Consider the following 12,364-nt stretch of genomic DNA (forward strand, 5'->3'; position numbering starts at 1 on the left):
AAACAGATCTCACAGGCGTGACCTATGTTGTTGTTTAGCTGGTTTGAAAGAAAGCTCGATCCGTTCCCGGCCGCGGAACCGGTCGAGCCGCCCAAGACGCTTGTTGCCTTCTGCCTGCATTATACGCGCGGGGCATGGCCCTATATTCTTGTCGATGCGGTGCTGGTCGCGGCCATCGCCATCGCGGAAGTGTGGATGTTCGGCTTCCTCGGCCGCATCGTCGACTGGCTGTCGGGGCAGAACCGCGAAACCTTCCTGCAGACGGAGGGCTGGAAACTCGCCGGCATGGCCTTCATCGTATTGTTTGCGCTGCCCGGCACGGTCTGGCTGCATTCCCTGCTCAACCAGCAGACGCTGATGGGCAATTACCCCATGCGCATCCGCTGGCAGGTGCACCGCTACCTGCTCAAGCAATCGATGAGCTTCTACCAGGACGAGTTCGCCGGCCGCATCGCCACCAAGCTGATGCAGACCGCGCTTGCCGTGCGCGAATGCGTCATCAAGGTGATCGACGTCCTGAACTACGTCGTCGTCTATTTCCTCGGCATGCTGTTGATCGTCGGTTCGGCCGACTGGCGGCTGGCCGCGCCGCTCGGCGTCTGGATGGTCGGCTACATCCTGCTGCTGCGCTTCTTCATCCCGCGCCTGGGCAAGGTCGGCGAGGAGCAGGCCAATGCGCGCTCGACCATGACCGGTCGCGTCGTCGACAGCTACACCAACATCCAGACGGTCAAGCTGTTTTCCCATTCACGCCGCGAGGCCGCCTTCGCCAGGGAAGGCATGATGGGCTTCCTCGACACGGTCTACCGGTCGATGCGGCTGGTGACACTGCTGTTCGGCTCGCTCTACATACTGAACGCGCTGCTGCTGTTCTCGGTCACCGCCATCTCGCTGTGGCTGTGGATGGGGCAAGTGGTGACGATCGGTGCGGTCGCGGTGGTCATCGGCCTGGTGCTCCGGATGTGGGGCATGTCGCAGTGGATCATGTGGGAAATGTCGAGCCTGTTCGAGAATATCGGCACGGTGCAGGACGGCATTGCCTCGATTTCGTTGCCGCGCCTAGTCGAGGACAGGCCCGATGCCAAGGAGATCATCGTTTCCAAAGGCGATATCCGCTTCGAGGATATCCGCTTCCATTATGGCAAGCAGAAGGGCGTCATCGAAAACCTGTCGCTGGCGGTGAAGCCGGGCGAGAAGGTCGGCATTGTCGGCCGCTCGGGCGCCGGCAAGTCGACGCTGGTCAATCTCCTCCTGCGCTTCTACGACCTGGAAAGCGGCCGGATCCTGATCGACGGCCAGGAGATCGCCGGCATGAAACAGGATTCGCTGCGCGCCCAGATCGGGATGGTCACGCAGGACACCTCGCTGCTGCATCGTTCGGTGCGGGAGAACATCCTCTACGGCCGGCCCGATGCCACCGACGAGATGCTGCTCGAGGCGGCGCGGCGGGCCGAGGCGATGGATTTCATATCAGGACTTTCGGACCATCATGGACGCAAGGGGTTCGACGCCTATGTAGGCGACCGCGGCGTCAAACTGTCCGGCGGTCAGCGGCAACGCATCGCCATTGCTCGCGTTATGTTGAAGGATGCGCCCATACTTATCCTTGACGAGGCGACGTCGGCGCTCGATTCCGAGGCGGAAGCCGCCATCCAGGAGAACCTCTACAAGCTCATGCAAGGCAAGACCGTCATCGCCATCGCGCACCGGCTGTCGACCATCGCGGCGATGGACAGGCTCGTCGTGATGGACCAGGGTCGCGTCATCGAGGAGGGCTCGCACGAGGAACTGGTCGCCAGAGGCGGGCTCTACGCGCAGCTCTGGCAGCGCCAGTCGGGTGGGTTCCTGCTCGATGACGTCCCAGTCGAAGCCGCCAATGACGCAATAGCAAAGGGGCAAGCCGCAGAATGATGACCGCCGCATGATGACAGCCGTCTACCGCTGGTTCGAGACCTGGGTCTACCCGTTCAGGGAGCCGGCGAATCTTCGGCCACCGGCCAGCGTTACGGGCTTCCTCTGGCACTATGTCGGGCAAGCGAAGTTCGCCTTCTTCGCCATGCTGGTCATCGGCGGCATCGCGCCGCTGGTCGAGGCCGGGCTGTTCTATTTCGTCGGACGGCTGGTCGATATTCTCGACCAATTGCCCGGCGAGCGAAGCTGGCACGCGCTGTGGACCGCCGCCGGCCCCGAACTGGTGTTCATGATCGCGGTGGTGCTGATCATCCGCACCGTGGTCGTCGCCTTGTCGGCGCTGGTCGACGAACAGACGATCACGCCCGGCTTCTACAATCTGGTGCGCTGGCAGGCGCACCGGCACGTCTCGCGCCAATCCTACGCCTTCTTCCAGAATGATTTTGCCGGCCGCATCGCGACGAAAGTCTGGCAGGCCGGGCAGGCAACGGGCGACCTGATGGAAAGTTTCATCGAGGTCGTCTGGTTCATGGTCGTCTATACGGCGACGACGCTGGCGCTGGTCGCCGGGCTTGACCTCAGGCTGGCGGCACTCGTGGTGGTCTGGATCACCGCCTTCGGCTTTCTGGCGAAGCGCTATTTGCCGGCAATCCGCAAGCACGCCGAAGCGACGGCGGAGGCGGGCTCCATGATCAATGGCCGCATTGTCGATTCCTACTCCAATGTGCAGACGCTGAAACTGTTCGCGGCCGACGGCGACGATCGCTACATCAGGAACGGCTTCGACATCTATCTCGACGCATTGCGGCCCTTCACCCGCCGCTTGACCGGCGTGCGCATGGCGCTGACGACGCTGTCGGGCATCATGATCACGGCGATCGGCTGCTTTGCCGTTTATCTCTGGGTCGAGGGCTCGATCACGGTCGGGGCGGTCGCCTTCACGCTCAGCCTGGTGCTGCGGCTCAACATGCTGCTCGGCCGGCTGATGATGCAGATGAACGGCATCTTGCGGAATCTCGGCGTGCTGGAGAACTCCAAGGCGCTGATCTCGCAGCCGCTCGGCCTGACCGATGCACCGGACGCCGGGGAACTGGTCGTGGCGGGTGGGCGCATCGACGTAAAAAATGTCGAGTTCCACTACGGCAAGGGGTTTGGGGTGCTGAACGGCATCGACCTTGTCGTCAAGCCGGGCGAGAAGGTCGGGCTGGTCGGGCCTTCGGGCGCCGGCAAGACGACGCTGGCGAACCTTATCCTGCGCCTCTACGATCTCGAAAGCGGCCAGATCACCATCGATGGCCAGGACGTCTCTGGTGTAACGCAGGATTCGTTGCGCGCCAATATCGGCGTCGTCAGCCAGGATACGGCCCTGTTCCACCGTTCGCTGCGTGACAACATCAAGCTCGGCATGCCCGACGCAACCGATGCGCAGGTCGTCGCGGCGGCGAAAAAAGCCGAGGCCCATGAATTCATCCTGACTTTGCGCGACAACAGGGACCGCCAGGGCTACGAAGCCTTTGTCGGCGAGCGCGGCGTGAAACTGTCGGGCGGTCAGCGTCAGCGCGTGGCGATCGCCCGCGTCTTCCTCAAGGACGCGCCGGTCCTGATCCTCGACGAGGCGACGTCGGCGCTCGATTCCGACATCGAGGCGGCGATCCAGGAGAATCTGACGCGGCTGATGGAGAACAAGACCGTGATCGCGATTGCCCACCGGCTGTCGACGATCGCGGCACTTGACCGCCTGGTGGTGCTCGACGGCGGCCGCATCGTCGAGCAAGGCACGCATGACGAGCTGGTGGCGCTCGACGGGCTTTATGCCCGGCTGTGGAAGCGCCAGTCCGGCGGGTTCCTCTATCACGAGGAAAGCGTGCTGGAAGAGACGCGGCCGGCGGAGTAGGCGCGTGGGTGGATCGGCAGAGCTCAGTCCGGAGATCGGCCCAGAGATCGGCTACACGCTCAAGCGTTTGCGGCCAACCGTGGCGGCCTTCGACATGCTGAAGGAAGAGAGCCGGCTGGAAGGCTACTGGATGCTGGTGCGTCTGGGCGATGGCTGGGCAAGCGGCCGCAACAAGTTCCTGAAGCGGGGCGAGGCGCTGTTCGGAGCCTGGCATGGCGCCGAACTCGCCGGTGTCTGCGGGCTGAACATCGATCCCTATTTCGAGGGCAGGGACCACGGCCGGGTCCGCCACCTGTTCGTCAGCGCGCGTCACCGTCGCGCCGGCCTTGGCCGAACGCTGGTCGAGATCGTGATCGACCGAGCCCGCCAGTATTTCACCGTGTTGAACACCCGCGCGCCGCCAGAAGCCTTCGCTTTCTATGAACGGCTTGGTTTTCAGCGCGTGGAGGGCGAAGAATTCGTCACCCATCGCATGGTGTTCGGGAAAGGGAACTGAAATGTCCTTGCGTCCGCCGTCCCATCTTGCCGGCACGTCGGCCGCCGACGCGGCCTTCGACGCGCTTGGCCATGAAATCCTGGCAGAGAAGGCGGCGGCGCTCGGGCGGGCCGGCCAGCGCGTCGAAGAAACCTTGGCGCGGTTGCGCGATAACGGGGACGATGGGTTGCGCCCCCGTCTGCTCAAGGAGGCTGCCGTGGCCGTTCACGCCTATTTCATCCAGCGCGAACTGTGCGGCCTTCGCAAGCATGACGCCGTGATCCGCGAATACAATATCCCCAGGGCGGTTCTAGTGAGGCTGGGCGCCGCGTAAAATCAGTTTTTAGAAATCACTCCAGCCATTCGGTGATGAAGCTGCCGTTTTCGTGAATGTCGGTCGTTTCCAGCGGACCGGGACCGAGATTGGTGAACTTGTGCGGCGTGTTAGGCGGCACGATCAGGATCTGCCCCGCCGAAGCCTCGATTTCCTGGTCACCGACCGTGAAGAGGCCGGTTCCCTGGCGGATGATGAAGATCTCCGCATAGGGATGGGCGTGCAGCCGCGGGCCGCCGCCGACGTCGGGCAGGTGATTGAAGATCAGGCAGGAGTTTGAGCCGTAGGCACCGCACTGCAGTTCGCCCTTCCAGTGGTCGGAACGAACAGCCCATTGCTCGCGATCGATGACGTGCGCCATGCGAAGGAGGATAGATCACACCGGCGCCCTGTGTCGACGCAAGCCGGAGCCTTGGATTTTGCTGATATTTCCCGGTTGTTTAGCCGCCCTTTGCAGCCATTCGCCGTCCCGCCGGACACGAGGGGATTTTGTCCCCGCGACAATCTGCCCTTGTGCCTTCACCCGTCTGGACAAAAACGGCCTTCACGCATAAACCGAAGTCCAAATGCCGGAGGAATTCGCTAGCCTGTTCGCCATGCGCTGTCGGGTTGGCGTGATTGAGCGGGGAACAAGGCTCGGCCACCGGCGCGGAAGAGGCGAAAGGATCAGGCACCCGTGAGCGCAACCGATATCCACGATCCCAATCGTCGAGATTTTCTCTACGTCGCCACCGGCATGGCCGCCGTGGTCGGCGCCGGTGCCGTGGCCTGGCCGTTCATCGACCAGATGCGCCCCGACGCCTCGACGCTGGCGCTCGCTTCGGTCGAGGTCGATGTCTCCTCGCTGGCGCCTGGCAGCTCGCTGATCGTCAAATGGCGCGGCAAGCCGGTCGTGGTGCGCAACCGCACCGAGAAGGAAATGAAGGACGGCGAGGCCGTCAGCCTCTCCGATCTCAAGGATCCGATCGCCCGCAACGCCAATTTGCCGTCCGATGCGCCGGCGACCGACGCCAACCGCACCACGCCCGGCAAGGAGGCCTGGATGGTGATGGTTCAGGTCTGCACCCATCTGGGCTGCATCCCGCTCGGCCAGGAAGGCGATTTCGGCGGCTGGTTCTGCCCGTGCCACGGTTCGCAATACGACACGGCCGGCCGCATCCGCAAAGGCCCGGCGCCGGAGAACATGGCGATTCCGGTATTCAAATTCGTTTCCGACACCAAACTCCTTATCGGTTGAGGCAGGGGATATTTCGATGAGCGAGGGACACTCGACCTACACGCCGAAGACCGGTATCGAACGCTGGTTCGACGCCCGCATGCCGCTGCCCAGGATGGTCTATGACAGCTTCATCGCCTATCCGGTGCCGCGCAACCTGAACTATATGTGGACCTTCGGCGGCATCCTGGCGATCATGCTGGTGGCGCAGATCCTGACCGGCATCGTGCTGGCCATGCACTATACGGCCGACACCAATCTCGCCTTCGGTTCGGTCGAAAAGATCATGCGCGACGTGAATTCCGGATGGCTGCTGCGCTACATGCACGCCAACGGCGCCTCGTTCTTCTTCATCGCTGTCTACCTGCATATCTTCCGCGGTCTTTATTACGGCTCCTACAAGGCGCCGCGCGAGCTGCTGTGGATCCTCGGCTGCATCATCTACCTCCTGATGATGGCGACCGGCTTCATGGGCTATGTGCTGCCATGGGGGCAGATGAGCTTCTGGGGCGCCACTGTCATCACCGGCTTCTTCAGCGCCATTCCGCTGGTTGGCGACTGGATCCAGCAGCTCCTGCTCGGCGGCTTCGCCGTCGACAATCCAACGCTGAACCGCTTCTTCGCGCTGCATTACCTGCTGCCGTTCATGATTGCCGGCGTCGTCGTGCTGCATGTCTGGGCGCTGCATGTCGTCGGCCAGTCGAACCCGACCGGCATCGAGGTCAAGTCGAAGACAGATACCGTGGCCTTCACGCCCTACGCGACCATCAAGGACGCGTTCGGCATGATCGTGTTCCTGTTCGTCTTCGCCTACTTCGTCTTCTACCTGCCGAACTATCTCGGCCATCCGGACAACTACACGGTCGCCAACCCGCTTAAGACGCCGGCCCATATCGTCCCGGAATGGTACTTCCTGCCGTTCTACGCAATCCTGCGCGCCATCACGTTCAACATCGGGCCGATCAATTCCAAGCTCGGCGGCGTGCTGTGCATGTTCGGCGCCATCGTCATGCTGTTCCTGGTGCCGTGGCTCGACACCTCCAAGGTGCGCTCGGCGGTCTACCGGCCCTGGTACAAGCTGTTTTTCTGGCTGTTCGTGGCCGATGCTATCCTGCTGGGCTGGCTGGGCTCGCAGCCGGCGGAAGGCAGCTATGTGTTCATGGCGCAGATGGCGACGCTGTTCTACTTCGCCTTCTTCCTGATCGCGCTGCCGGTGCTCGGCTTGATCGAGACACCCCGCAGGCTGCCGAACTCGATCACCGAGGCGGTGCTCGAAAAGAACAAGGGTGGCAGCGGGCATCCGGCGGGCGCCACGGCAGCACCTGAGACCAAGGGCTGAGCGGTAGAGAATCTAAGGGGATTTGGCATGAAAAAGATTCTCACCTCGCTTGCGCTGGTCGGCCTCGTGGCCGCCGGCACCGGAGTTGCAGGCACTTGGGCGTTCGCGGCCGAAGAGGCGCACAACGCGGCGGCACCGACGCATTTCCCGATCAACGAGCCGAAGGAAATGAGCTGGAGCTTCACCGGCCCGTTCGGCACCTATGACAAGGCGCAGTTGCAGCGCGGGCTGAAGGTCTACAAGGAAGTCTGCTCGGCCTGCCATTCGATGAACCTGGTGGCGTTCCGCACGCTTTCGGACCTCGGCTACAGCGACGCGCAGATCAAGACGCTGTCAGCCGAATACACCATCCATGACGGCCCCAACGATGCCGGCGACATGTTCGACCGTCCCGGCAAGCCGTCCGACCATTTCCCGGCCCCGTTCGCCAATGAGGAAGCCGCCGCTGCCTCCAATGGCGGTGCGGCGCCGCCGGATATGTCGTTGCTGGCCAAGGCGCGCGGCGTCGAGCGCGGCTTCCCGCAGTTCGTCTTCGATATCTTCACCCAGTATGATGCCGGTGGTCCCGACTACATCCATTCGCTCTTGACCGGCTACGACCAGACGCCGCCCGCCGGCATGGTCATCCCCGAAGGCACGCACTACAACCCGTACTTCATGTCCGGCGTGTCGCTGAAGATGCCCAAGCCGCTCTCCGACGGCCAGGTCACCTATGACGACGGTTCGCCGCAGACCATCGACCAGTATTCCCGCGACGTGGCTGCCTTCCTGACATGGGCTGCCGAGCCGCACATGGAAGACCGCAAGAAGATGGGCTTCCGCGTGCTGGTGTTCCTGCTTCTGTTCGGCGCCCTGGTCTACCTGACCAAGCGCAAGGTGTGGGAAGCCGTCGCGCACTAGGCCTGTTGATCTTCAGGTGAGGCCGGTCTGCAAACGATGGCTTCCTGCGCTTCCGGTGCTCACGTACTTCAAGTACGCTCCGCTCCGGTTCTCGGAAACCATCGTTTTCGATTCGGCCTGACCTGAATCTCAAAGGCCCTGGGCCGTTCAGTGTACAACATGGGGCGCCGCGAGGTGCCCTTTCTGCTTTTTGAGTGGATTGCGCCTCCACGTCTCGGCGGTGTCACATGGCCGTCACCACACATCGCGATCCTGCGGCGCTCTCATCAAAGGATCACGCCCATGAAAAGATACGCATCGCTTGCGGCAGGCCTGCTGCTGCTCGTCGTAGGTTCCGCGGCCCGCGCCGAAGACGCAAAACCATTCATCACCAACAAGGATGTCGACCTGACGATGATCCTGCCGCCGCCGCCGGCCAATGATTCGGCTGAGACCAAGGCCGAGCTTGGCGAAGTGCTGACCATGCAGGTCACGCGCACACCCGAGATGGAAGCCCGCGCCATCGCCGACGCCGAGGAAAACGTCTGGCGTTTCGCCGATGTCATGGGGCCGAACTTCAACAAGGACAAGCTGCCGAAATTCAGCGCCTTCTTCGATCGCGTGGTGGAGACCGAAGGCGCCGTCGTCGATCCGGCCAAGGATGTCTGGAAGCGCCCGCGTCCGCACCAGCTCAGCGATCTCGTCAAGCCCGTGGTCAAGCTGTCGAGCTCCGGTTCCTGGCCGTCCGGCCATGCGACCGTCGGCACGATGATGGGCATCATCCTGTCCGACATGGTTCCGGAAAGGCGTGCTGAGATCATGGCGCGCGCGGCCGAGTTCGCCCACAACCGCATCGTCGGCGGCATCCACTATCCGTCCGACGTCGAGATGGGCAAGATTTCCGGCAGCGTCATCGCCGCCGTCCTGCTCAACCGGGATGACTTCAAGGCCGAGTACGACGTGGCCAGGGCGGAGCTTCGTTCCGATCTCGGCATGTAGGATTTGGCCGATAGCCATCCGTTCGAGCGGGGCGCCTTCGGGCGCCCCTTTTTCGTGGCTGCGCCCAACAGGAGGAAAATCGCCTGGTGGTTGCTCCCAGCCCGTAGTCAATTCCTTTGCCGGATGCGCTTGTCTCGGTCGCCACATCGCGCTAGCCGTTGTCGGTCGCGCCGGGTTACGATCGGCCCCGCGCCGTTTCACTTTGTCAGCCGGATCATTCGGAGCCGCTTCATGAAACCTTCTCTCGAAGACACGCTGCTGGCCTCGATCCGTACCATCCCGGACTATCCCAAGCCCGGCATCCTGTTTCGCGACATCACCACGCTGCTCGGCAATGCGCGCGCCTTCCGCCGCGCCATCGACGAGCTGGTGCATCCCTATGCCGGGCAGAAGATCGACAAGATCGCCGGCATCGAAGCGCGCGGCTTCATCCTGGGCGGCGCCGTTGCTCACCAGCTCTCGGCCGGCTTCGTGCCGATCCGCAAGAAGGGCAAGCTGCCTTATGAGACCGTGCGCGTCGCCTACAGCCTGGAATACGGGCTGGACGAGATGGAGATGCACAAGGACGGCGTCGCGCCCGGCGAGAAGGTGATCCTGGTCGACGATCTGATCGCCACCGGCGGCACGGCTGAAGCGGCGGTCAAGCTGCTGCGCCAGATCGGCGCCGACATTCTCGCCGCCTGTTTCGTCATCGACCTGCCGGATTTGGGCGGGCGCGCCAAGCTCGAAGCGCTCGGCGTGCCGGTGCGAACGCTGATCGGGTTCGAGGGCCATTGAGCATTTTCCCTTCACCCTTGTGGGAGAAGGAAGAAGGGCCTGTGCTACTCCACCTTCACCAGCACCGCGCTTTCGAACACCAGCACTTTGCCGCCGGTCGAATCATTGGCCTCGCAGAGGAGCGCCAGCAACCGCCAGCCGGGGCGGGACGCGATGGGGCGGTGGGACAGCGCCGTGCGCGTGAAGGTGATGGTTTGCCCGGCAAAGACGGGCTTCAGCCACTTCAGGTTCTTGAATCCGGGCGAGGGGCCGAATTCGGGCACCGGGCCGTCCCAGCCTTCGGCGTCCAGGCGGCTCTCCAGGTTCAGCTTCATCCAGGTGGCGGCGGTATGCCAGCCGGAGGCGCAGAGGCCGCCGAGCACGCTCTTCTTCGCGGCCTCTTCGTCGATGTGAAAGATCTGCGGGTCGTATTTGCGGGCGAACGCTTTGATCGCCTCGGGCTCGAATCTGTGCGAGCCCAGCGTCACCGTGGTGCCGATGCGGAAGAATTCGTCGAGCGTCATGCCGCATTCCCCGCGTCGCGCGTCAGGAACATGACGGAGTTCTCGAGCTCGAAGACGCTTTCGCCGCGCTGGTTGACCAGTTCGCTGCGCATGGTCACGAAGCCGAGTTGCGGCTTCGATTTCGACAGGCGCCTGGCCAGAACCACCAGGCTGCCCCGCAGCGTATCGCCGGCGAGCACCGGCTTCTTCCATTTGACCTGATCGACTCCTGGTGCGCCCTGGCAGGTGGAGTCCAGCAGGAAGGCATCGCACAGCATGCGCATGAACATGGCGCAGGTGTGCCAGCCTGAAGCCGAGAGGCCGCCCAGAATACTCGCCTTGCCGGCCTCCTCGTCGAGATGCATCGGCTGTGCATCGAATTCGCTGGCGAACTCGATGATTTCGGCCGCGCTCACCTCTTTCGTGCCGAGGTCGAACGAGGCGCCCTCGACGAAGTCCTCATAGGCCCATGTCTTCGCGGTCATGGTCTGGCATCCCTGCAGAACGCGTGATCCGTTTGGATCGGCAAACCCGGATGCAGGCCGCGGGCGATTTGGTCAAGCCCTTTCTGGTGAGCCAACCGACGCGATCGGGTCCGCGGCGGCCGTAGGGGTCAGCCGCGGCGCCTCCGATCGCCTAGCGGGCGTTCGGCAGGATCTGGTGCAGGACGATCGCCCAGACGGCGCCGAAGGCGATGGATGAGCCCAGAATGTACTGCACGATATCGGGCAGCGTCTTGACGAAATCCGGCGGTACCAGCGTGGCGAACAGCGCCATCAGGATGGGCAGGCCGATGACCAGCATGTTGCGTTCGGTCAGCGGCGTCCCGCGCACCACCCGAAAACCGTTCATGGCGATGACGACGCAAAGCACTCCGAAGACGCCGCCGATGACCGGCCCCGGGATTGAGGCGATGACCGCCGAAAGCTTGCCGATCAGCCCGAACAGCACCAGGAAGATGCCGGCCGCCCCGAAGGCGGCACGGCTGGCGATGCCGGTGATGGCGATGATGCCGGCGTTGGACGAATAGCCGGTGACCGGCGTGCTGCACAGCAGCGCGCTGATCAGACAGCCAAGGCCTTCGCCCGTGGCGCCCCGGTCGAGCTGCTCGTCCGAGAGCGGCTTGTCGATGACGGCACCGACCGCGAACCAGGTGCCGGTGGTTTCGGCCAGGACGACGATGTAGACGATCAGCATGGTCAGCGTCGCCGACCAGGAGAAGGTGACATCGAGATTGAGGAAGGCGATGCGCGGCATGGAAAACCAGGTCGCGGCGGAAACGCCCGTCATGTCGAGCTGGCCCATGAAGGCGGCGGCCACGCTGCCAGCCACAAGCGCGATGATCACGGACAGCAGGCGCAGCCATGCGCCTTTCGCGCCAAGCGCCATGCCGATCAGCATGCAGCCGACAAGCACCGCCGCGGCGACGAAGGCGAGGACGATGTTGCCGCCGACGGTGGCGGTGCCGTGGACAGCGAAGACGCTCTCCTTCAGTGCCACCGGCATCAGCGCGACGCCGACGACGATGATGATGGCGCCGCCGACGATGGACGGCACGAAGCGGTTGACGAGGCGGTGGAAGAGCTTTGTCGGCGATCCCAGAAGCATGACCAGTATGGCGCCCGGAATGAGTGCGCCGATCACGGCCGACAGGCCCGGCAGGCCGCCGCCGGCGCCAAAGGCAATCGCCAGCACCGCGCCGATCGGGACGAAGGACGGTCCCTGGACGACGGGCAGCCGCATCAGCAACTGCGACTGGATCAGGGTTGCGATGCCTGCCGCCACGAAGGCCGACTGGATGAAGGCGCCGGCGTCGCCGACGCTGAAGGCAAGCACCGACGCGATGATGAACGGCACGATATAGACGTCCATCGCTAGCACGTGCTGGAGGCCGAGCAGGGCGGCCTTGCCCAGGGGCAATGGATCGTCCGGCTGGGCGATCAAACTGATTTCTGGCGCAACGCGTTCCATGATGTCCCCTCTGGAAATTCCCGGCCGATCATGGGATCAGTCGGCGGCAAAGGACAGCGGCGGAAATGTTTGCCAACTGTTTTCTTC

Annotated in this window: 13 protein-coding genes; 9 read left to right on the forward strand and 4 right to left on the reverse strand. The window is 63.4% G+C overall.

Annotation, left to right across the window (positions count from 1 at the left end; genetic code table 11):
- Positions 1 to 24 precede the first annotated feature (24 nt).
- From FJ543_RS13230 to FJ543_RS13245, 4 genes are read left to right on the forward strand one after another with little or no spacing between them, the layout of a single operon-like run.
- Complete coding sequence (locus FJ543_RS13230; RefSeq protein ID WP_140617682.1) at positions 25 to 1,911, forward strand: ABC transporter ATP-binding protein; 1,887 nt, start codon at positions 25 to 27, stop codon at positions 1,909 to 1,911.
- Between the two features lie 10 nt (positions 1,912 to 1,921).
- Positions 1,922 to 3,805 (forward strand): ABC transporter ATP-binding protein, encoded by a 1,884-nt coding sequence (locus FJ543_RS13235; RefSeq protein WP_140875395.1) that lies wholly within the window; start codon positions 1,922 to 1,924, stop codon positions 3,803 to 3,805.
- A 4-nt stretch (positions 3,806 to 3,809) separates the two neighbouring features.
- Complete coding sequence (locus tag FJ543_RS13240) at positions 3,810 to 4,301, forward strand: GNAT family N-acetyltransferase (protein ID WP_224622987.1); 492 nt, start codon at positions 3,810 to 3,812, stop codon at positions 4,299 to 4,301.
- 1 nt (position 4,302) lies between these two features.
- Positions 4,303 to 4,614 carry a DUF6665 family protein gene (locus FJ543_RS13245; RefSeq protein ID WP_140875397.1) on the forward strand — a complete coding sequence of 104 codons (312 nt, stop codon included), beginning with the start codon at positions 4,303 to 4,305 and terminating at the stop codon, positions 4,612 to 4,614.
- A gap of 16 nt (positions 4,615 to 4,630) precedes the next feature.
- Here the strand turns inward: FJ543_RS13245 and FJ543_RS13250 are convergent, their stop codons facing one another.
- On the reverse strand, positions 4,631 to 4,975 hold the full coding sequence (locus FJ543_RS13250) for a cupin domain-containing protein (RefSeq protein WP_140617686.1): 345 nt from the start codon (positions 4,973 to 4,975) through the stop codon (positions 4,631 to 4,633).
- Positions 4,976 to 5,290: 315 nt separating this feature from the next.
- Here FJ543_RS13250 and petA point away from each other — a divergent pair, with 315 nt between their 5' ends.
- The 5 genes from petA (at position 5,291) to FJ543_RS13275 (ending at position 9,824) form a co-directional block, all read left to right on the forward strand.
- Positions 5,291 to 5,851, forward strand: a complete 561-nt coding sequence (gene petA, locus FJ543_RS13255) for a ubiquinol-cytochrome c reductase iron-sulfur subunit (RefSeq protein ID WP_140617687.1) — start codon at positions 5,291 to 5,293, stop codon at positions 5,849 to 5,851.
- A gap of 16 nt (positions 5,852 to 5,867) precedes the next feature.
- A complete protein-coding gene (locus tag FJ543_RS13260) occupies positions 5,868 to 7,169 on the forward strand; it encodes a cytochrome b N-terminal domain-containing protein (RefSeq protein ID WP_015316074.1) in 1,302 nt (433 codons plus the stop codon).
- A 27-nt stretch (positions 7,170 to 7,196) separates the two neighbouring features.
- The gene (locus tag FJ543_RS13265; RefSeq protein ID WP_015316075.1) at positions 7,197 to 8,069 is read left to right on the forward strand and encodes a cytochrome c1; all 873 of its coding nucleotides are present in this window, start codon (positions 7,197 to 7,199) and stop codon (positions 8,067 to 8,069) included.
- Positions 8,070 to 8,351: 282 nt separating this feature from the next.
- A complete protein-coding gene (locus tag FJ543_RS13270) occupies positions 8,352 to 9,047 on the forward strand; it encodes a phosphatase PAP2 family protein (RefSeq protein WP_015316076.1) in 696 nt (231 codons plus the stop codon).
- A 231-nt stretch (positions 9,048 to 9,278) separates the two neighbouring features.
- A complete protein-coding gene (locus FJ543_RS13275) occupies positions 9,279 to 9,824 on the forward strand; it encodes an adenine phosphoribosyltransferase (RefSeq protein ID WP_013893474.1) in 546 nt (181 codons plus the stop codon).
- Positions 9,825 to 9,868: 44 nt separating this feature from the next.
- Here FJ543_RS13275 and FJ543_RS13280 read toward each other — a convergent pair whose 3' ends face one another.
- The 3 genes from FJ543_RS13280 to FJ543_RS13290 form a co-directional block, all read right to left on the reverse strand.
- Complete coding sequence (locus FJ543_RS13280) at positions 9,869 to 10,327, reverse strand: MaoC family dehydratase (RefSeq protein ID WP_140875399.1); 459 nt, start codon at positions 10,325 to 10,327, stop codon at positions 9,869 to 9,871.
- Positions 10,324 to 10,791 carry a MaoC family dehydratase gene (locus FJ543_RS13285; RefSeq protein ID WP_140793083.1) on the reverse strand — a complete coding sequence of 156 codons (468 nt, stop codon included), beginning with the start codon at positions 10,789 to 10,791 and terminating at the stop codon, positions 10,324 to 10,326. Before FJ543_RS13285 ends, FJ543_RS13280 begins: the two co-directional genes overlap by 4 nt.
- A 151-nt stretch (positions 10,792 to 10,942) precedes the next feature.
- Positions 10,943 to 12,277, reverse strand: a complete 1,335-nt coding sequence (locus FJ543_RS13290) for a solute carrier family 23 protein (protein WP_015316080.1) — start codon at positions 12,275 to 12,277, stop codon at positions 10,943 to 10,945.
- Positions 12,278 to 12,364 lie beyond the last annotated feature (87 nt).

The organism is Mesorhizobium sp. B2-5-7, from assembly GCF_006440875.1.
Lineage (GTDB): Bacteria > Pseudomonadota > Alphaproteobacteria > Rhizobiales > Rhizobiaceae > Mesorhizobium > Mesorhizobium australicum.

Coding starts and splice junctions, on each gene's coding strand:
- FJ543_RS13285 (WP_140793083.1), bottom strand. CDS start 10,791: ATGACCGCGAAGACATGGGCCTATGAGGACTTCGTCGAGGGCGCCTCG.
- FJ543_RS13235 (WP_140875395.1), top strand. CDS start 1,922: ATGATGACAGCCGTCTACCGCTGGTTCGAGACCTGGGTCTACCCGTTC.
- FJ543_RS13250 (WP_140617686.1), bottom strand. CDS start 4,975: ATGGCGCACGTCATCGATCGCGAGCAATGGGCTGTTCGTTCCGACCAC.
- FJ543_RS13265 (WP_015316075.1), top strand. CDS start 7,197: ATGAAAAAGATTCTCACCTCGCTTGCGCTGGTCGGCCTCGTGGCCGCC.
- FJ543_RS13280 (WP_140875399.1), bottom strand. CDS start 10,327: ATGACGCTCGACGAATTCTTCCGCATCGGCACCACGGTGACGCTGGGC.
- FJ543_RS13245 (WP_140875397.1), top strand. CDS start 4,303: ATGTCCTTGCGTCCGCCGTCCCATCTTGCCGGCACGTCGGCCGCCGAC.
- FJ543_RS13290 (WP_015316080.1), bottom strand. CDS start 12,277: ATGGAACGCGTTGCGCCAGAAATCAGTTTGATCGCCCAGCCGGACGAT.
- FJ543_RS13270 (WP_015316076.1), top strand. CDS start 8,352: ATGAAAAGATACGCATCGCTTGCGGCAGGCCTGCTGCTGCTCGTCGTA.
- FJ543_RS13275 (WP_013893474.1), top strand. CDS start 9,279: ATGAAACCTTCTCTCGAAGACACGCTGCTGGCCTCGATCCGTACCATC.
- FJ543_RS13260 (WP_015316074.1), top strand. CDS start 5,868: ATGAGCGAGGGACACTCGACCTACACGCCGAAGACCGGTATCGAACGC.
- FJ543_RS13230 (WP_140617682.1), top strand. CDS start 25: ATGTTGTTGTTTAGCTGGTTTGAAAGAAAGCTCGATCCGTTCCCGGCC.